This is a genomic window from Ruegeria sp. G12 (genome assembly GCF_056533565.1).
The window spans coordinates 16,263-35,396 of sequence record NZ_JBQFOO010000009.1 but is presented as its reverse complement, the minus strand read 5'-3'; the positions used below and the strand labels follow the sequence as shown (position 1 = coordinate 35,396).

19 protein-coding genes are annotated in these 19,134 nt (G+C 60.3%); 3 read left to right on the top strand and 16 right to left on the bottom strand.

The window, feature by feature from the left end; all coding sequences use genetic code 11:
• Positions 1 to 7: 7 nt before the first annotated feature.
• Entirely contained in the window at positions 8 to 982 is a 975-nt protein-coding gene (gene bhcB / locus ACR0JN_RS18250) for a beta-hydroxyaspartate dehydratase BhcB (protein ID WP_480887790.1), read from the bottom strand.
• Between the two features lie 11 nt (positions 983 to 993).
• Positions 994 to 2,184 carry an L-aspartate--glyoxylate aminotransferase BhcA gene (bhcA, locus tag ACR0JN_RS18245; protein ID WP_480887788.1) on the bottom strand — a complete coding sequence of 397 codons (1,191 nt, stop codon included), beginning with the start codon at positions 2,182 to 2,184 and terminating at the stop codon, positions 994 to 996.
• Positions 2,185 to 2,391: 207 nt separating this feature from the next.
• Here bhcA and ACR0JN_RS18240 point away from each other — a divergent pair, with 207 nt between their 5' ends.
• Positions 2,392 to 3,228: an IclR family transcriptional regulator gene (locus ACR0JN_RS18240; RefSeq protein WP_480887785.1), complete on the top strand. Its 837-nt coding sequence runs from the start codon at positions 2,392 to 2,394 to the stop codon at positions 3,226 to 3,228.
• Here ACR0JN_RS18240 and ACR0JN_RS18235 read toward each other — a convergent pair.
• The 11 genes from ACR0JN_RS18235 to ACR0JN_RS18185 all read right to left on the bottom strand — a co-directional run bounded on the left by ACR0JN_RS18235 (position 3,225) and on the right by ACR0JN_RS18185 (position 12,227).
• Positions 3,225 to 4,319 carry an alpha-hydroxy acid oxidase gene (locus ACR0JN_RS18235; RefSeq protein WP_480887783.1) on the bottom strand — a complete coding sequence of 365 codons (1,095 nt, stop codon included), beginning with the start codon at positions 4,317 to 4,319 and terminating at the stop codon, positions 3,225 to 3,227. The genes ACR0JN_RS18240 and ACR0JN_RS18235 overlap by 4 nt on opposite strands.
• On the bottom strand, positions 4,319 to 4,873 hold the full coding sequence (gene comE / locus ACR0JN_RS18230; RefSeq protein ID WP_480887780.1) for a sulfopyruvate decarboxylase subunit beta: 555 nt from the start codon (positions 4,871 to 4,873) through the stop codon (positions 4,319 to 4,321). Before comE ends, ACR0JN_RS18235 begins: the two co-directional genes overlap by 1 nt.
• Positions 4,870 to 5,376, bottom strand: a complete 507-nt coding sequence (locus ACR0JN_RS18225) for a sulfopyruvate decarboxylase subunit alpha (RefSeq protein ID WP_480887778.1) — start codon at positions 5,374 to 5,376, stop codon at positions 4,870 to 4,872. Before ACR0JN_RS18225 ends, comE begins: the two co-directional genes overlap by 4 nt.
• A gap of 47 nt (positions 5,377 to 5,423) precedes the next feature.
• Complete coding sequence (locus ACR0JN_RS18220; protein ID WP_480818463.1) at positions 5,424 to 5,834, bottom strand: universal stress protein; 411 nt, start codon at positions 5,832 to 5,834, stop codon at positions 5,424 to 5,426.
• Between the two features lie 22 nt (positions 5,835 to 5,856).
• Positions 5,857 to 6,837, bottom strand: coding sequence for a zinc-dependent alcohol dehydrogenase (locus ACR0JN_RS18215; protein ID WP_480887776.1), 981 nt, complete (start codon positions 6,835 to 6,837; stop codon positions 5,857 to 5,859).
• Positions 6,834 to 7,595, bottom strand: coding sequence for an SDR family NAD(P)-dependent oxidoreductase (locus tag ACR0JN_RS18210; protein WP_480887774.1), 762 nt, complete (start codon positions 7,593 to 7,595; stop codon positions 6,834 to 6,836). Before ACR0JN_RS18210 ends, ACR0JN_RS18215 begins: the two co-directional genes overlap by 4 nt.
• Positions 7,588 to 8,895: a histidinol dehydrogenase gene (gene hisD, locus ACR0JN_RS18205; protein ID WP_480887772.1), complete on the bottom strand. Its 1,308-nt coding sequence runs from the start codon at positions 8,893 to 8,895 to the stop codon at positions 7,588 to 7,590. Before hisD ends, ACR0JN_RS18210 begins: the two co-directional genes overlap by 8 nt.
• A gap of 12 nt (positions 8,896 to 8,907) precedes the next feature.
• Entirely contained in the window at positions 8,908 to 10,236 is a 1,329-nt protein-coding gene (locus ACR0JN_RS18200) for a TRAP transporter large permease (protein WP_480818467.1), read from the bottom strand.
• 11 nt (positions 10,237 to 10,247) lie between these two features.
• On the bottom strand, positions 10,248 to 10,760 hold the full coding sequence (locus tag ACR0JN_RS18195) for a TRAP transporter small permease (protein ID WP_480818468.1): 513 nt from the start codon (positions 10,758 to 10,760) through the stop codon (positions 10,248 to 10,250).
• Positions 10,761 to 10,873: 113 nt separating this feature from the next.
• A complete protein-coding gene (locus ACR0JN_RS18190) occupies positions 10,874 to 12,019 on the bottom strand; it encodes a TRAP transporter substrate-binding protein (protein WP_480818469.1) in 1,146 nt (381 codons plus the stop codon).
• A 22-nt stretch (positions 12,020 to 12,041) separates the two neighbouring features.
• Positions 12,042 to 12,227 carry a hypothetical protein gene (locus ACR0JN_RS18185; protein ID WP_480818470.1) on the bottom strand — a complete coding sequence of 62 codons (186 nt, stop codon included), beginning with the start codon at positions 12,225 to 12,227 and terminating at the stop codon, positions 12,042 to 12,044.
• Between the two features lie 136 nt (positions 12,228 to 12,363).
• On the opposite strand from ACR0JN_RS18185, the gene ACR0JN_RS18180 reads away from it, so the two are divergent.
• Complete coding sequence (locus ACR0JN_RS18180; protein WP_480887770.1) at positions 12,364 to 13,380, top strand: LacI family DNA-binding transcriptional regulator; 1,017 nt, start codon at positions 12,364 to 12,366, stop codon at positions 13,378 to 13,380.
• Positions 13,381 to 13,580: 200 nt separating this feature from the next.
• Positions 13,581 to 15,281, top strand: a complete 1,701-nt coding sequence (aspT, locus tag ACR0JN_RS18175; protein ID WP_480887768.1) for an aspartate-alanine antiporter — start codon at positions 13,581 to 13,583, stop codon at positions 15,279 to 15,281.
• On the opposite strand, the gene ACR0JN_RS18170 is transcribed toward aspT, so the two are convergent.
• From ACR0JN_RS18170 to ACR0JN_RS18160, 3 genes are all read right to left on the bottom strand, one after another.
• Positions 15,278 to 16,909, bottom strand: a complete 1,632-nt coding sequence (locus ACR0JN_RS18170; RefSeq protein WP_480887766.1) for a bifunctional aspartate transaminase/aspartate 4-decarboxylase — start codon at positions 16,907 to 16,909, stop codon at positions 15,278 to 15,280. The genes aspT and ACR0JN_RS18170 overlap by 4 nt on opposite strands.
• 215 nt (positions 16,910 to 17,124) lie before the next feature.
• On the bottom strand, positions 17,125 to 18,405 hold the full coding sequence (locus ACR0JN_RS18165) for an ATP-binding protein (RefSeq protein WP_480887764.1): 1,281 nt from the start codon (positions 18,403 to 18,405) through the stop codon (positions 17,125 to 17,127).
• Positions 18,406 to 18,461: 56 nt separating this feature from the next.
• The gene (locus tag ACR0JN_RS18160; protein ID WP_480818475.1) at positions 18,462 to 19,121 is read right to left on the bottom strand and encodes a response regulator transcription factor; all 660 of its coding nucleotides are present in this window, start codon (positions 19,119 to 19,121) and stop codon (positions 18,462 to 18,464) included.
• Positions 19,122 to 19,134: the final 13 nt, after the last annotated feature.

Here is a 19,134-nt window from a genome sequence, read left to right as displayed (position 1 = left end):
TTCCTCCTCAGCCCCTGATCCAGGGCAGTTTATCCAGATCCACATTGCCGCCGGTTATGATCACCCCAACGCGCTGGCCCCGGAACACATCCGGGTTCTTCAGAATGGTGGCCAACGGCACGGCGCTGCTGGGCTCCATCACAATGCGCAGGTGCTTCCAGGTGATCTTCATCGCGTCGATGATCTCTTGCTCGCTGGCCGTGTGAATATCGCACACGAAGTTCGACACGAAATACCAAGTGTTGTCCTTTAGCGGCACCTTCAACCCATCGGCGACGGTTACGGGCGCGTCATCGGCAATGATGTGCCCGGCTTTGAAACTGCGATAGGCATCATCGGCCTGTTCCGGCTCGGCGGCATAGATGTTCACGTCGGGCGCAAGGTTGGACAGGGTCAGGCAGGTGCCCGAAATCATGCCACCCCCGCCAATCGGCGCGACCACCGCATCCAGCCCGTCCGTCTGTTCCAGCAATTCCGCCGAACAGGTCGCCTGCCCCGCAATCACGCGCGGGTCGTTATAGGGGTGCACAAACTCGCCGCCGGTGCTGGCCTGGACCTCGGCAAACACCGCCTCGCGCGAGGTTGTTGACGGCTCGCATTCGGTGATGATCCCGCCATAGCGGCGCACTGCGTCTTTCTTGGCCTGCGGCGCTGTGCGCGGCATCACCACGTTGCACGGAATACCCCGCCGACCCGCCGCATAGGACAGGCTAAGCGCATGGTTGCCGGAAGAATGGGTGCAGACACCGCGCGCTGCGGCCTCATCGTTCAGACCAAAGACCGCGTTGCAGGCCCCGCGGACCTTGAAGGCCCCGGCTTCCTGCAGGTTCTCGCATTTGAAGAAAAGCTGCGCACCGGTCACATCGTCCAGAAAGGCCGACCGTATAACCGGAGTGCGATTGATATGGGGCCTGATCCGGTCATGCGCCTGTTGCATATCGGCAAGGGTCAGGCAATCGGCTGTCGTCATGTCGTCAAGCATCGGAACTGTCCTCAAGCCACGGATTGCAAAGAGTTCGCGCTGCCCGAGCGAAAGAACTCCTGCGCCGCCGCAACGCCGCTGCCCAGCGCGATGGGATAGTCCAGATCGGCCATCGCCATCTCGACCGTCGCGAGGCCGGACAGAACCATAACGTCGGTCAGGCTGCCCAGATGGCCGATGCGGAAGGCCTTGCCGTTCATCTCACCCAGACCGATACCGAAGCTGACGCCATAGGCGTTGAACGCGTGGTCGGTCAAAGCGTTGCTGTCGAACCCGTCGGGCACATAGATCGCGCTGACCGTGTCGGAATACAGGTCCGGCGACTGTGCAACCAACTGCAGCCCCCACGCAGCAATGGCCTTGCGCACGCCCTCGGCCAGACGGAAGTGGCGCGCATAAACGTTGTCGAGGCCTTCTTCGAACAGCATCTTCAGGCTTTCCCGCATGCCATAGATCAGTTGCAGCGGCGGTGTATAGGGAAACCCGCCTGAAGCGTTCGCCGACATCATATCGCGGAAGTCGAAATAGGTGCGCGGCAACTTTGCCTGTTCCATCGCGTCAATTGCTTTTGGGCTGACGCATAGAATGGCCATTCCCGCCGCCAGCATGAACCCTTTCTGCGAGCCCGAGACGGCGATATCTACACCCCACGCATCAAACTCGAACGGCATCGAGGCCAGCGAACTGACGCAATCGACAAACAGCATTGCCGGGTGGTCCCTGGCATCAATTGCCTTGCGCACTGCGCCGATATCCGACCGGACGCCGGTGGCTGTCTCGTTATGGGTAACCAGAACCGCCCTGATCTGGCGGCCCGTATCGTTGGCGAGAATCTCCGCGAACTTGTCTGCCGGGGCACCGCTGCCCCATGGGCAATCAATGATACGCACGTCCAGCCCGTGACGCTGACACAGATCGATCCAGCGGTGACTGAACATACCATAGCGCGCGACCAGAACCGTGTCGCCGGGGCTGAGCGTGTTGGTGATCGACGCCTCCCACCCGCCGGTCCCGCTGGCCGGGAAGGTGACGATCTGACCCGAGGTTGTGCCGAAAACCTTCTTGGTGTCCTGCAGCACAGGCGCGAAAGTTTCCACGAAATCCGGCGCGCGGTGGTCCTGCGTCTGAACCTGCATGGCCAAACGCACACGATCCGGGATATTGGTCGGGCCGGGTATGAACACCGGGTTTTGGTTGGACATCGCATCTTCCTCCGCTTTGGTAAAAGCATCTTATCCGACGCGGAGTTTTGCAATTTTCTCGAAAATGTTTTTTGGCAGGCGAAAAACTGGCCCAAAGCCTTGTAATAGAAGGATCAGATATTTTTTCATTTTTGAGGTTACATTTTTCATTAATGAAAAAATATGCGAAAACACCTGTGAGCCAGTGTGAAAAACAAGGAATCAACGGTGAAAACTCAGCAACGCGCGCGGGGTCGTCCGAAATCGCAGTTCAAGGAAAGTTCGGCCGGAACGATGCAATCACTGGACCGCGCGCTGGGAACGCTCAGCGCGGTGGCGCAGCTGGAACGCTGCACACTCAGCGATCTGAGCCGCGAAACTGGTGTGCCCACCGCGACGACGCACAGGATACTGACCACATTGTCCAACCGGGGCTTCGTAAGCTTCGATGAAACCCGGCAGGAGTGGATGGTCGGGATCGAGGCTTACCGGACCGGCGCGTCCTTTCTGAAACGCAACAATGTGGTCGAAATCGGCCGCCCCATCATGCGCAAGCTGATGCACGACACAGGCGAAACCGCGAATATGGCGATGCCGGATGGTGCTGATGTGGTCTTTGTCAGCCAGATCGAAACCAGCAACCCGATCCGTGCGTTTTTCCCAGCCGGGTCACGAACGCCGATGTACGCCTCGGGTACGGGCAAAGCGTTGCTGGCGGCCATGTCGCGCGCGGCGCTGGACAAAATCCTGTCCGGGGCGCGGTTCGAAGGTTTCACGCAGCGCACCCTGGCAGATGTCGAGGCCTTGTTGTCCGATCTCGACCGCATTCGGGAACGGGGCTGGTCCTTTGACGAAGAGGAACGGCATTCGGGCATGTCCTGCATCGGGGCCGCGATTTACAACGAACAGGGTGAACCCTTCGCTGGTGTCTCGGTATCCGGCCCCACCGCGCGGTTTCGGGATGCTTCCGTGACCCGGTTCGGTGCGTTGGTCGCAGCAGCGGCCCGAGATATCACCGCAGCGGTTGGTGGAAAGCCGAAACGGCCAGAGACGGCAGGCGGCTAGGTTCGGCCAACCGAAGTCAGGCCGATCTGTGCCATAGCGACGCTCATTTCATCGCTCAGAACGGACCAGAGCTGGTCCAGCCCGTTTTTGCCTTCTGCAGCGATTGCGAATTGCAGAATGCGGCCAAAGAAAACGAAGTCGGCACCGCTCAACAGCGCTTTTAACGCATCCTCACCGGACCGCAGGCCGCTGTCGTAGAAAAGGGGGAAATCCTGCCCGACCGCCTTTCGGATTTCGGGCAGCATCAGGAACGGCGCAGGAGCGCTGTCCAACTGCCGCGCGCCGTGGCTGGAGACCTGGATCGCATCCACCCCGGCCTGTTTCAGCGCAACCGCATCTTCCGGGTCCAGAACGCCCTTGACCACCAGCTTGCCCTGCCATTGATCGCGCAACCGGCCCAGCGTATCCCAATCCGCCTTTGCACGGCTTTCGGTGCGATCGAACGCGTACCCCTCCATCAGGAAATTGGCCATTTGCGGCCTGCCCTTGATCAGAGTCTTTAGCGACCAGCGCGGATGCAGGGCAAAATCGACAAACTGGCGCGGACCGATACGGAACGGCATTCGAAACCCGTGGCGCAACTCTCGCGGTCGCCGACCGACCTCGGGCACGTCCACGGTCAGAACTAGGGTCTCGTAGCCTGCCGCCTTGGCACGGTCCACCAGCTTGAACGTGCCGGAGCCGTCGCCGCTGAAGTAAAGCTGGAACCAAGCGTTGCCCTCGGCGGTTTCAATCAGGTCCTCCATCGGGGTCGAGGCGACCGTGGACACGCCCAGCGGCACCGTCCAGCGCGCGGCCAGTCGGGCCAGCATCAGATCTGCACCCGGCGCGGACAGGTTGCACATCCCCATCGGGGCGATGCCGAACGGACGCTGGGCAGGCTTGCCAAAGATCGCGCTGCTCAGCGACCGTTGGCTGACATCGCGCAGAATACGGGGCCGCAAGGTCATCGCGTCCAGCGCAGCGCGGTTGCGGGCCGCGCCGGTTTCCGCCCCGGCGGCCCCGTCGATATAATCGAACACCATCCACGGCAAACGCCGCCGCGCGAGGCGGCGGGCGTCCTCAGCGCTGTGAATGGCGCTGGATGGCATCAGGCCTGAACGGCCTTCATAAACCGGTCGCGGATTACCACCGGGTCCATCGTGATCGGAGGCATCTTGGCGTTACCGCTTTCGCATTTGCTGACGATGATGGTCATCTGCTTCGCGTCCAGCGCCTCTTGCAGCACCCGGCCCGTGTCTTCCGCCTGACACTCGATCACGCGCTCACATCCTGCGGCCTCGGCCATCTTCGACAGTGAGGTCTTCTGTCCGGCATAGGTGGGCTGATCGCCGGTCGAGCCGTAAGAGCCATTGTCCACGATCAGCAGGATGTAATTGTCGGCGACGTTGTTGGCGATGGTCGGCAGTGTGCCCAGATTGGTCAGGATCGAGCCGTCGCCGTCGATCACGATCACCGGTTTCGGCTGCGCCAGCGCCAGACCCAGACCGATGGACGAGGCCAACCCCATCGTGCCCAGCATGTAGAAATTGGTGGGCTGATCGTCGATGGCGTGCAACTCCTGACTGGGGATGCCGATGTTGCAGACTACAAGCTGATCCCGCAGGATCGGAGCGATTTCTTTCAGGATTTCAGAACGGATCATTGGTCGCCATAGCCTCCCCAGAAGTTGGCGTCGGTCAGGATGGCGACCGGCTTGTTGCACATGAAGGTGTATTTCAGGATCGCGTCCAGTTCCTCGACATCCTGCTGGTGGTGGAAGTGGTAGGTCGGGATGTTCAACTGCACCAACAGGGCTTTGGTGTGCACCGCCATTTCAACCTGACAGGCGATGGGTTCGCGCAATTCCCCCCTGTACGAGATCAGCATTGGCAGCGGCATCCGGTAGTACTGGATCAAAGTCGCCAGCGTGTTGATCGTCACGCCGATGGCGGTGTTCTGCATGATGATTGCCGGGCGCTTGCCGCCCATCCAAGCGCCTGCGCACAGGCCCATCCCCTCATCCTCTTTGTTCGAGGGGATGTGGTAGATACCGTCCCGCTGGTCTATTTCGTCGATGACGCCAGCCAGTTGCTTGCAGGGGACGGTGGTCACGAACGAGATATCGTTCGCCACCAGATCGTCAGTGATCTTCTTGTCGATATTCATGTCCAGCAGTCAGTCCTGTTTGGGGCGCACGCGGCGCGATTGAACGGTCAGACCCCGCGATGCACGTGAACGGCGCAGGGGGCGTGTCGAACGACCCGTGACGCGGTCGATCCAAGGAAATAGTCGCTCAGGTCGGGCTTGTGCGACCCGATGACAATGCAATCCGCCGCGTGTTCGGCAGCGTAGTCGATGATGGTGCGGGCGGTGTGGCCCTTGACGATATCGGCGGTCACGCCCTCCAGCCCTTCGATCTTGTCCAGCAGTTGGCTGCGCGCGCGCTCATAGGCTTCGGTGACGACGGATTTGTCGAGATAGGCACTGACTGATCCCTGCGGCATCTCATAGACATGCAGAGCGATGATTTGGGCTCCGTCTGCGGACAGCGCGCGGGCCACTTCCAGCGTGTGCTGCGAAATGCCGTGGTCCAGCGCCATCGGAACAAGGATTTTCTTATACATGTCTGCCTCCTCTGCTGCAGGTTTAGTCCCACGGGTTCAGGATAATCTTGGGGGATGCAACCGCGCCAGTGCGCAGTTCGCGAAAGGCCTGCCCGCCATCGGACAAGGCCCGTTCTTCGGTCCAGTCCACGGGGCCGAGCCTACCATCGAATATGGCCTGCGCCGTTTGCCGGAAATCGTCGGCGGTGTAGGTGTAGGTACCGATGAAGGAAATCTCTTGCAGGGTCATGCGCCGGATGTCTAGGCCGCCGGTATCCTCGCCCAGACCCACATGCGCGATGACGCCGCCGGGTGCCGCACAGATCGAGGCGGTGGCGCGGGTCGCCGCATAGCCAACCGCGTCGATCACCAGCGGGAACTCGGCCTCGGGCGCGGCCACAAGATTGAACGCGCAATGTTTGCCAAGGAACTCGCGCCGCAGATCGTGCGGCTCAGAAATGGTTATGTCCTCAATCCCCATCGCCTGCAGCGCCAGCGCTGCCGCGAGGCCAATCGCGCCGCCGCCGATGACCAACGCTTGTCTGTCCATCGAGGGGTGCAAGGCCTCAACCGTCAGCCGTACCGTGTGCCAACTGACCGCCAGAGGTTCCGCCAGTGCGGCTTTGGACAAGGGCACGTGATCGGGCACCTCGATCAGATTGGCCCCGGGCATCGCGACAAATTGCGCGAAGGCTCCTTCGCGTGGCGGCATCGATATGATTTGACGGTTCGCACAAATATTCTCGCGCCCTGCCGTGCAGGCCGGGCAAGTTCCACAGGTGATCAGGGGGTTAATGGTGACGCGTTTGCCGTCCTGTGGCCCGCCCACAATCACGCCCGCAGCCTCATGCCCCAGTATCAGCGGCGCGGGCCGCCGCGCGTCGTGCCCGAGATAGGCGTGCATATCCGAGCCGCAAATGCCAACCGTTTCAACCCGCACCAGATGCTCACCCGGGCCGGGGGCTGGATCGGGAACCTCCCGAAACGTCAGTTGTTCGACGCCGTCATAAACCAGAGCTTTCATTTCGCCGTGAACCCCCCGTCAACCATGAGGATCTGGCCTGTCACGTAGTTTGAGGCTTTCGAGCACAGGAACAGGATCGGGCCGTCGATATCCTCTAGCCGTCCGTTGCGGTCCATGCAGGTTTGCGCCGCATTGCGGGCCGCGCGTTCGGGGTCGTCGAATACGGTCTGCGTCAACTCGGTCGGGAAGAACCCCGGCCCGATGGCGTTGGCGGTGATGCCGTGGGGCGACCAGGCCTCGGCCATGGCGCGGGTCAGTTGCCCGACCCCGGCTTTGGTCGCACCATAGGCAATGCCGCCAGGAAAGGCGCGGGTTGTCTGCAGCGAAGCGAAGTTAACGATCCGACCCCAGCCGCGCGCTTTCATCGCGGGCACCATGGCCTGACTCAGAAAAAACGGCGCGCTGAGGTTCAGCGCCAGAGTCGTGTCCCAGCCGTCTTCAGTCACGTCATCCGCCACCTCGCGCGTGTTGATCCCGGCGGCGTGGACGAGAATGTCGGGTGGTCCGAATTTAGAGGAAACGCTTTCGACCATCGCCCCCGTATGCGCCCGGTCGGCCACATCTCCAACAACCGCCGCGCACCGCTCTCCAATCTCGTCGCAAAGCTGGTTCAGTGCCTCCGCACGGCGCGCCACGCCCACGACCTTTGCCCCGGCAGCAGCCAGCACCTGCGCCACACGCCGCCCAAGACCCGCGCTTGCTCCGGTGACACAGGCGACCCGACCGGACAGATCGAATAGCGCGCGGGGGTCATCCATCGGCGGTCAGGTCAAACTGTTCATCAGGGAAATACTTGGCCAGCCGCACATCGGCGGCGCGCGCATGCCCCTCCATCCCTTCCAGACGGGAAATGCGGGCGGTTGCCACGGCGATGGGTTTCGATCCTTCGCGCGTGGCCCGCTGCCAGGTGACGATCTTCATATATTTGTGCACGCTCAGTCCGCCAGTATAGCTGGCCGCGCCTGAGGTCGGCAGTACGTGGTTGGTGCCGGTGGCCTTGTCTCCGTAGGACACGGTGGTCTCTTCGCCCAAAAACAACGAGCCATAGCAGGTGAGCCGGTCCAGCCACCAATCCAGATCCTCGGCCTGAACGGTCAGGTGTTCGGGGGCGTATTCGTCGGAACAGGTGGCCATTTCTTCGCGGTCGGAACAGACGATCACCTCGGCATAGTCGCGCCACGCCGCAGATGCGTTTTCGCGGTTCAGTTCCGGCAGGTCTTCGATCAGGGCGGGCACCAGGTCCATAACCTTCTGCGCCAGCACCCGGTCATCTGTCACAAGCCAGACGGGCGAATTGTACCCATGCTCGGCCTGACTGACCAAATCCGTTGCCACCACATGCGCATCCGAGGTCCCATCAGCCAGGATCAGGCTGTCAGTCGGGCCCGCGATCATGTCGATGCCGACCTTGCCGTAGAGGATGCGCTTGGCCTCTGCTACGAACTGGTTGCCGGGACCCACGAGGATATTCGCGCGCGGCAAGCCGAACAGGCCGTAGGTCATTGCGGCCACGCCCTGCACTCCGCCCATGGCCAGAATGCTGTCCGCGCCACAGATATGCGCGGCATAGACAATCGCGGGCGCGACGCCCTCACCTGGTTTTGGCGGAGAGCAGGCGGTGATGTGGCGGCATCCGGCGACCTTGGCTGTGGTCACAGTCATGATCGCGCTCGCGATATGGCTGTAGCGACCGCCCGGTACGTAGCAGCCCGCCGCATCGACCGGGATCGCCTTTTGTCCGGCGATGACGCCCGGCACAATCTCAACCTCGACATCCGAAACGGTCGCTTTCTGGGCCTCAGCAAAGCGACGCACGTTGTCATGGGCAAAGCGGATATCGGCCTTCAGCTTCTCGGGCACCAAAGCGATGGCGGCGTCGATCTCGGCCTGCGTCATCAGTACGTTGCCGTCGAACTTGTCGAACTTGGCCGCGTATTCCATCGCCTTGGCGTCGCCGCCTGCCTCGATATCGGCAAGGATGGTTTTGACCGTATCGTGCACCTCGGACGCATGCGATTGCGCCGTCAAAGTCGCCTTTTTCAAGTAATCACGCGGCATTTTCAGCAAATCCTATTGGTAGATTTCAGGAAGCAATGTGGTTGAGACTGCTGGTACATACGCAATCAACAGAACCACAATCAGCATGGTCAAGACAAAGGGAACAGCACGGGCTGCGATTTTTAGAATTGATTCTCCGGTTATCCCGGAAACAACAAACAGGTTCAGACCCAGCGGCGGGGTGATGAACCCAACGCCCAGCGCGGTGATCATCATGATGCAGAACTGAATCTCGTTCATTCCGATATTGTCCGCCAGCGGCTTCAGGATGGGGGCAAGGATCACAATGTTCGGTGTCGTCTCCATGACGCAGCCTGCAGCAATCAAGATGCCGATCATCAGCAGGATCAGCAGATACGGGTCGTCGGTCAGGTTGGTCACGGATGTCACGAACCCCTGCGGCACACCCATGATCGCCAGCGCCTCGGCCAAAGGGGCCGAAAAGGCGATGATCGGCAGGATCACCCCGTTGACCTTGGCGGAACTGACCAGCATCGAGGGGAAGTCGGCCAGTGTCAGCGTACGAAGGATGAAGCCCATGATAATGGTAACTACGACGGCCGTGGCACCGGCCTCGGTGGGCGTTAGTCGGCCCGAGAAGATGCCGTAGAAGATGATCCCCGGCACGATGAAGGCATACCAGCCGGATTTCAGCGCCTTGCCCAGATTGGCCAGCCATTCGCCCATGGTCATCATCCCGCCGCCTTCATAGGCGTAGATGCGGTTCATGATGATGTTGGTGATCAGGATCGAGACCAGAATGGCCAAACCCGGGATCAGCGCGGCCAAAAAGAGCGTCGAGGCAGAAATGCCAAGCACCAAACCGATGATGATATAAGCGATCGAGGGCGGGATCAGGATGCCGGTACAGGCCCCCGCCGCCACCAAAGCGCAAGCATAGGGGCGCGGGTAGCCGCTTTCGACCAGACGGTTGATGGTCATGCGCCCCACCGCGGCGGCCCCTGCGGCGTCCGAGCCCGAGATCGCAGCAAACATGCCGCAGACCAGAACAGTGGCCGAACCAAAACCGCCCTTGGCAAAACAGGTCAGCGCCTCGGCCACGTCCAGGAATTTGCGTGACAGGCCGGTGCGGACCAGTACGTCCCCAGTCAGGATGAACAAAGGCACGGCGGTCAGGGCAAAGGCGTCGATGCCGGTGAACAGGCTTTCGCCCACGAGGCTCAATGGCAGGTCGCCGGACATAACCAGCATGACGATGGCGGCTGTCCCGATGGCCGCCCAAACCGGAACAGCCAGCGCGATCAGGCCGACAAAGAGGATGACGGGGACGTAGAAATCCCAGCCCAGTTCCACAGTTTGATTGAGGGAATTCCAAAGCATCCGGGTTCTCCTCAGTCAAACAGCTTGTCGCCTTCGAAGACGGGGGTGCCGTCGCGAAGGGATTTCAGGTCGCGCATAAACGACTGGATCAAACGCCAGATCATCAGGGCAAATCCGGTGGGCACGGCCATCAGGAACCAGACCTTGGACACCCGCAGCCCATCCGTGACCGATCCGAACTTGGCCGAGACATGCACGGCCTCATACGACCAATACAAGGCGATGACAGCGACGACGAACATCACCAGATCGCCGAAGATATACAGCAGCGCTTTGGGGCGCGGCCCGAGATAGTGCATGATCACGTCGATGCGGATATGCGCACGTTCCTTGACCGCTGCCGCCGCGCCGATCCACGCGAGGTAGATGAAAGAGTAGCGGACAATCTCCTCGCCCCAGATGGAGGAAAAGGCGAAAATCTCGCGCCGAAGGACCTCGATGGCCATAGTGATGACCAGCATCACGTAGAACACCAGCAGCAGCCAGCGTTCGGCGTTTCGGTCTATGTTCTGAAGAATGGTCATCCGGGTCCCTCGGCGATGGAACAGTCAGGCACAGGCCTTCTGTCTTGGGCCATTTCAGGCCTGACTGTCAGTGCAAAAAACCGGGCACCCGGGGCTGGGTGCCCAAAGTGGCATCAGGCGTCGTGGACGTAGTATTTGCCCTGCGTTCCGGCGGCCTCGACCAGTTTTTCGAACGCGTCCATCGACCCGGCCAGTTCGGTCTTGAACGGGTCCCATTCCGAGCGCTGATAGCCGCCGACATCCTGCCACTCGGCCAGTTGATCACCGGTCAGGGACTGGAACTGCACACCCGCCTTGTTCAGCTCAGCCATGGCATAGGCGCGGGCCGAGGGCACTTTGGCAAGGTTCTGGTGGCTGGTCATTTCCGAGCCCCACATGATGCCTTCCTGCACATCCGCAGGCATCGAGTTGAACCATTCGAGGTTACAGGAATAGACCTGACTGTCCGGCACCGCCTGCGTAAAGGTCACGTGGCTGAGGATATCCTTGAAGCCAAAGACGAACAGCGCGCCCACGGAAGGATCAAGCGCATCCGCCACGCCCTGCTTGATGGCCGAGGGTGTCTCACCCCATGCCACAGGCGTCGGGTTCGCGCCGACCATGCGGTAATACTGCTGCAGCATCTTTGAGCCCGGCACGCGGAACTTCACGCCGCTCATGTCGGCGGGTGTGACGATGGCGTTGCCGCCCTGACGCACGGCAACAACACGCGGGTCGATCACCACATAGAACAGCGCTTTGAACCCGGCAGCCTCGACCTTGGGATGCACTTCCTTCTGCCATGTGTCTGAATGCACGAGGTTGGTGAAGCGCTGGTTCGAGCCGCAGAGATACGGCATGTTGATCAGGTCTACGGTGGACGCAAACGGCGCAAAGTTTGACAGCGAGTGCTGCGCGGCCTGAATTGTGCCGCCCTGCACCTTCTGCACAAGCGAGCCGCCAGCCCCCAACTGGCCGCCCGGGGCCAGCTTGACATAGACCTTGCCGTTGGTGGCGTTCTGGATGTTCTCTTTCAGGTCCAACTGCATGATCGGATAGCTGCGGGACGCGCCCAGCACATAGGCGGTCGCGATGGTCATCACGTGGTCCGCTGCCTTCTCACGCTCGCTTTCTTCCTTGGCGGTTTGCGCCGCCGCCTCGGACGACCATAGGACGCCCCCGGCCCCGGCCACCAGAGCGGCGGTAAACGCACCCGTGGCGCTGAGTTTAAGGAAATTGCGGCGTTCTGCAGACGCCAGTTCGGTCTTGTCGTTGTTCATGATTGCCCTCCCAAGCAAAAATTCAGCTGTCGCTTTCTGCGTCGCGGTCAGCCTCCTTTTTCAGAATTGCGACAACGAACAGGATCGACGCCGCGAACAGAACCAACATTTCTCCGACATCCCCAAGAAAAGCGCTGCCCGCAAACGCCCCCAGCGCCACGTTCGCAAAATAGATGACAAACACGAGGATTGAGGCTGCAAGAAACACTTTTGGGGACTCCTTTTGGATTCGGCCCTAACTCATTTGTAAGCGCTTACATCAAAAATGCAAGCGCTTACATTATTGCTTTTCACCGCCCTTCGAAGCGTTTAGTCTTAAGGAAATGTGAAACTTGGGTTCAGGAATGCCAAATATTCGGTCAGCCCCAACGTTAAATGACGTGGCCCGGAAAGCGGGTGTTTCGACCGCAACAGTGTCGAGATGCCTGAACGATCCGCAGCGGGTTGTCGAGGCAACGCGCAAGCGGGTCCTGTCGGCTGTGGATGCGCTGGGCTACACGCCCAACTTTGCCGCGCGGGTCATGGCGGCCAAGCGGTCCTTCACAATCGGCGCGATCATTCCGACCATGGACAACGCCATCTTTGCACGCGGTCTGCAGGCGTTTCAGGAAGAGATCCACCAGCGCGGCTACACCTTGCTGGTCGCAAGTTCCGCCTACAAACCCAAAACCGAGGAAGAGCAAATCCGAAACCTGGTCGCCCGAGGCGCAGACGGGCTGCTGCTGATCGGACATGACCGGGGCGGCGAGATCTATGACTATCTGGATCGCCAGAAAGTCCCGGCACTGGTAGCCTGGTCCTTCAGCCCCGGCGCGCGCGCACCGGCTGTGGGCTTCGACAACCGGCAGGCCATGAAGGACCTGACAGAACAGGTCATCGCGTTGGGGCACACCCGCATCGCGGTGATTTCGGGCATTCGCAGTGGAAACGACCGCGCGCGGTTGCGGGTCGAAGGCGTAAGGGATGCTCTGACCGCCAACGGGTTGTCACCTGACCAGATGCCGATCATCGAAACCCCCTATGGCATCGACAACGGCGCCCGTGCGTTTCACGATCTTATGTCGCGCGCGGATCGGCCAACGGCGGTGCTCTGCGGTAACGATGTTCTGGCGGTCGGGGCCATCCGGCAGGCGCGTGAGATGGGTCTGAGGGTTCCCGAAGACGTCTCGATCACCGGTTTCGACGACATCGAACTGGCCGGACTGACCCAGCCCGGCCTGACCACGGTTCACGTTCCGCACCGGGAAATGGGCCGCAAGGCCGCCGCCGGGCTGATTGAGATGATCGAACAGAATGTGCCGGGCCGCTCGGTTCAACTGGGGACAAATATAGTGACCCGAAGTTCGCTCGGGGCGGCCTGACCTTGCAATGCGAGCCATTGGAGTCTGCCTGACAAACCACATTCTCCTATCCCGATACGTCTTGATTTGACAGAATCCGCTCTCGATGATTACCTGACATCGGCGCGCTGGCAGAGGCTTGAATCTTTATGATTTTTCAGCGCCATGAGACACCATAGCAGGCGTAGAACCGACCAGTGCAGATGCCCGGAGATTTGATGATGGAACTGATCACTGAACAGCTACGCAGCTTTCCGATCATGGCGCTTTTTCTGTGTCTGGGGCTGGGATACGGCGTCGGGAAATTCCGGGTCGGCAAGTTTGAACTGGGCGGCATCGCCGGAACCCTGCTGGTGGCGGTGTTTGTCGGGCAGATCGGAGGCATCAACCTGAGCACCGACGTGCAGAACGTCTTTTTCTCGCTGTTTATCTTCATGGTCGGCTACAATGGCGGCCCGCAGTTTTTCGCGGCATTGAACCGAACCGCGCTGACCAAGCTGCTGGCCGCATTCATGATGACCCTGTGGGGATTGTTCTTCGTGATCGTCGTGGCCAGACTGGCAGGGCTGGACAAGGGCCTGGCCGCAGGTCTGGCGGCTGGCGGGCTGACACAATCGGCCATTATCGGCACCGCGGGCAACGCGATTGATCTGCTGGGGCTGGCCTCGGACGAGGCGGAGAAGCTCAAGACCAACATCGCCGTGGGGTATTCGGTCACCTATATCTTCGGCTCGATCGGCCCCATTCTGGCGGTGAGCATCATTCCGATCATCCTGCGCTGCGACCTGCGTCAGGAGGCGATCAAGCTGGCCCAGAAACTAAGCGGCGGTGGCCGCAAGCTTGAGGAAGGAGAGTTCCTTCCCATGAACCGCTTTGAAGCCCGCGCCTATCAGGTGAACCCCGACGCGAAAGTCGCGGGCCAATCCGTAAAGGCCATCGAAATGGCCTATGACGGCGACCTGATTGTGGAACGGCTGCTTCAGGATGGCGCGCCGGTCGACCCGACGCCTGAGACGGTTGTAGGCGCGGGCGACGTAATCGTCGTCTCCGGCCTTGTCGCACAACTGGCGCAGTTCGAGGGTACCGCAGGCGGTGAGGTGGGCGAGTACCCGCCGGAACTGACCATCGTGGAAGAGCGGCGCAATGTGGTCATCACCAACCGCAAACTAACCGGAAAAACCCTGGCAGAACTGCGCGAGGCCCTGACGGCAGAGCAGCGCCGGGGCGTCCATATCTCGAAGATCACGCGTATGGGACATGATGTGCCGGTCCTGCAAAACACTCAGATCCACGCGGGTGATGAGGTCAGCATTGTCGGCCACAAGGACGATCTGAACCGGGTGGCTAAACAGGCGGGATACGTTCCGCCTTCGGCCTCGATCACAAATTTCATCGCTTTGGGGATCGGTGTGGCCATTGGTTATCTGATTGGCGAGATCAGCTTTGTCATCGCAGGCACCAAAGTGGCGCTTGGCTCGGGGCTTGGATGCCTCGTTACCGGTCTCATCATCGGCTATGCGCGGATCAGACGCCCCAAAATCGGCGGGATCAACCGGGGTGCTGCGAATTTCCTGCAAAGCTTTGGTCTGGCGGTTTTTGTTGGGGTTGTCGGCCTGAACGCCGGGCAACCCGCGCTGCAGGCGATTCAGGAATACGGAATTACCCTGCTGCTGCTGGGCATACTCGTAACGCTGATGCCAATGATCGTGCAATTCCCGATCAACTATTTCGTCCTGCGCATCAAGAACCCGGTCGAGGCCTGTGCCGTCGTCACCGGCTCACGCTCGGGCAATCCCGGCTTTGCGACGCTGTTGGAAAAGGCGGGCAACTCGACCCCAACACCCGCCTTCACCATGACCTATGCGGTGGCCAACATTTTCCTGACGCTCTGGGGTCCGCTGGTCGTGGCCTTCGTGCCCTAACCGTGCAACGGCAGGCCTTTCGAGGCGCGATAGGCCTGCACATAGCCAACGGCCACGGCCCGCACCGCGCGCCCTATCTGGCGATAGGCGCTGTCGTCCAGATTGGCGAAGGACACCCGCGCCGACCAGTCCGGTGCATCAAAGCCCGACCCGTTCAGCAGAACGATCCCATGGTCCTGCGCCAGCTTGAACGAAATATCCAGCGGGTGGACGTTTTCCTTGATCCAAGCGACCACCTCTTCGCCGACATATTTGCGCAGCCAGAACTCAAAATCCAAAATGCCGTAGTACCGGTCGAACAGCGGGTTGTCGGGTACTTCGATGCCCATGCCGTCAACCAACTCGTCAAAGCGGTGTTTCAGAATGCCCCAGCAGAATTTCTGATAGGCCTTATCCTCGTCCATAAGTTCGACCAGCGAAAACAGGGTCATCATCACCTGCTGCGGCAGTGACAGACCCGCCGTATGGTTCAGTGCCACATCCCGGCTGTCGGCAACGATCCGGTCGATGAATTTGAACGAATCCGGATCAGGGGTCAGCGTCTCGTACCGCGCATTGACGAGGGCTTTGGTTTCGTCCGGGGCCTCGGCGATCATATTGTCGAAGATGTTGTTTTCGGCCACCAGAATGGCCCCCAGACGCCATCCGGTGCAGCCAAAATACTTGGAATAGGAATAGACGCCGATCGTGTTCTCGGGCAGATGCCCCATGACCGATTGGAAGTTCGGAATGAACGTGCCATAGACATCATCGGTCAGAATGATCAGATCGGGGCGGCGGGTTTTGACGAACTCGACCAGCCGGGTCATGACCTCGGGGCTGATCGCGACCGAGGACGGGTTGCCCGGATTGACCAGGAACAGAGCTTTGACTTTCGGGTCCGCCAATTGCTCAAGATCATCGTCGGTCAGCTGGAAATGGTCTTCCTCTGCCGAGGATACATCCACCACATTCAGCCCATAGTCTTCGAGCACGGGCATTTCCAGATAGGGCGTAAAGATCGGCGTCCCCAGCGCGATAGTGTCGCCCGCATTCAGCAAACGCTGGTTCTTGAGCGCCTTGAAAATATAGCACATCGCGGCGGTTCCGCCCTCAACCGCGTAAATGTCGAACTTCGCATCAGGTCGATGCCCGGCGCACATCGCCCACATCACATATTCATGGACGATCGCCTCGTTATGCTCCATGCAACGGTCGGGCATCGGGTAGTGGTCGCCAACGATGCCGTCGGTCAGTTCCAGCACGAAATCGTCAGGCGTGAACCCAAACTTCTCAATCGCGAAATCCACCACAGCCGCCAGCGTGTCCGCCCCCGGAGGACCGTTCTTCTCAATCGACTCCGCACAATAGGCCTTGAGCCGGTCATAACACCCCGGACCCAGCGGCATTCCGGCCAAGCCGACTTGGGGTTCATTGCGATGCCGCTGCGCCTCGGTCATCGCGAACTGGCCCAGCAGAAAAAACGCCTCGCGCGCCTTTGAAGCGATCCAGTTGGGATTGCCGCGCCCCGCGTTCAGATAGGGCAAAGCCATCTGTCGCGCCTCTTTCTGCGCCAGCTTGATGAGCTCATCTTTGATCTGGAAGGGGCTTAGGTGTTCGTACTTATGCAGGTCCAGTGTTTCTGACATGGTATCAAACCCTTGGTTCTTAAAATGGGAAGAATTCTACCGGATCGTACGCAGGGAATTGCGTCTGTGTAAACAACGCTGTGGGTTGTGGGCTGGCCTGAAAGACGCGTTTCAATCGGCCCATCCCGTCCAATACAGCCCAGGGCGCTGAACCCGCATCGCGTTCCGTGGGTCGACGCAGATGACACGAATACAATCAGTGGCCGATCAGAGGATCAGTTGTGGTGGAGCGGAATCTCGACACAGCATTTCAAACCACCAAGTGAATCTGATGTGCCCAGATGCAATTCCGCGCCGTAGGCTGTCAGCAGATCCACGGCAATCGCCAGCCCCAATCCGCTGCCAGCGACTGAGGTGTCCAGTCGGCCGCCGGATCGCAGCGCCTCGCACCGCGCTCCTTCCGGGACCCCGGGGCCGTCATCTTCAACATGGATTTCAATCTTGTCGTCCGTAAGGCTGGCGGTCAGGCTTACGGATTTACGGCTCCATTTCATTGCGTTGTCCAGCAGGTTTCCCAGAACCTCCTCGATATCCTGCGCATCCATCCGGACCCACAGATTTGGTTCACGCGCTACGGTCAGGGTCTTGCCTTCCCTTTCGGACATACTGGAAAAGAGCCGGGCCAGCCGGTCAATTGAGTTGGACAAATCCGTGCGGGAATGGGTCAGTTCGGCGGTGTTCATGGCGCGCATCCGAGCCAGCGAACGGCTGATCTGCACATCAATCCGGTCCAGAGCGTCTTGTGCGATCTCGGTTTTCGCATCGGCCTCGGCGAGGCTGGCCAACTCGTTTCGCAGAACCGCGACCGGCGTTTTCAGGGCGTGGGCCAGATCAGCCGCTTGCCGGCGCGAACCGGCGACGATGTCCCGGTTGCGGCTTAGAAGCCGGTTCAGGTCCTCGACCAGAGGGGATACCTCTTCCGGGTAGTCCGCAGGTTTCAGATCCTCATCCTGGTCCCACCGATGCGCGACATCCGTTCGCAGCTTCCGCAGGGGGCCCAGAATGGCAGACATCAACAGCAGCGACCCGCCGACACCGATCAATCCGACCAGTGCAAAGACCGGCAACAGGCTGCGCTGCGCGGCGCGGCGTTCGGCGACCAACTGCGCCCGGCTTTCAGCCACGCTGATGCCCCAGACCGACCCGTCCTCATAGGTGATTTTCTGGTAGATGCTGCGCACCTGGTCATTTTCCGGGCCCCGGGTGTTCCAGATCGTCGCGACGTCCGGCGCCGCTGAAGGCTCGGCCAGGGTTTCGTCAAAAAGCGAGGCAGAGGTGAAAAGCTCTCCGTCACTGTTGGTCACTTGCCAGTATCGCCCGGAATAGGGCGCGCCATAGGCCGGGTCGAAGATCAGATCGCGCAGCGCTTCGGGGTTGTCGGTGGAGACGCTTAGCCCGACGACAAGCTGTGTGTGACGGTCCCGGAGGGTGTTGTCGAACTGATCCGACACGCGGGAATCGATATAGGAAAAAACCCCAAGCGTACCGACCGCCACGGACACAGCTCCGGATGCGATACCTCCAAGCAAAGCCCGTTGTCGCAGAGACAGCATCAGATGGAATCGATCATGTATCCGCGACCCCGAACCGTTGTGATCAGATCGGGACCCAGTTTCTTACGGAGGCGGGTTATGAAAACAGCAATCGTGTTCGAATCCCGGTCGCCGTCATATTCGTAGATGTGGTCGGACAGTTCGGTACGCGAGATCAGACGCCCGGGATTATGGGCCAGATAGGTCAGCACGGCGATTTCCTGGGCGGTCAGATCGACCGGAACGCCATCGGATGTGACCCGCCCGTTTCTGGTGTCAAGGATGACACTCCCCATCTCGATCACCGGATTCAGTTGCCCGCTTTGCCGCCGCAGAATGGCCCGCACCCGCGCGGCAAGTTCCGGCATGTGAAAAGGCTTGGTCATGTAATCATCGGCACCGGCGTCCAGCCCATCGACCCGCTCGCTCCAACCGTCACGGGCAGTGAGGATCAGCACCGGGGTCTGAACACCCGCATTGCGCCACTCGCGCAGAACCGAAATGCCGTCGCGTTCAGGCAGACCGATATCGAGGATGATCATGTCGTAAGGTTCCGTCGAGCCCAGATGCAAGGCATCCAGTCCGCTATGGGCAACATCCACAACCCGCCCTTCGGCGTTCAACAGTTTTTTGATCTGCTCGCACAGGTGCGGCTCATCTTCTGCCAGCAGGACTCTCATAGCTTGAAACTAG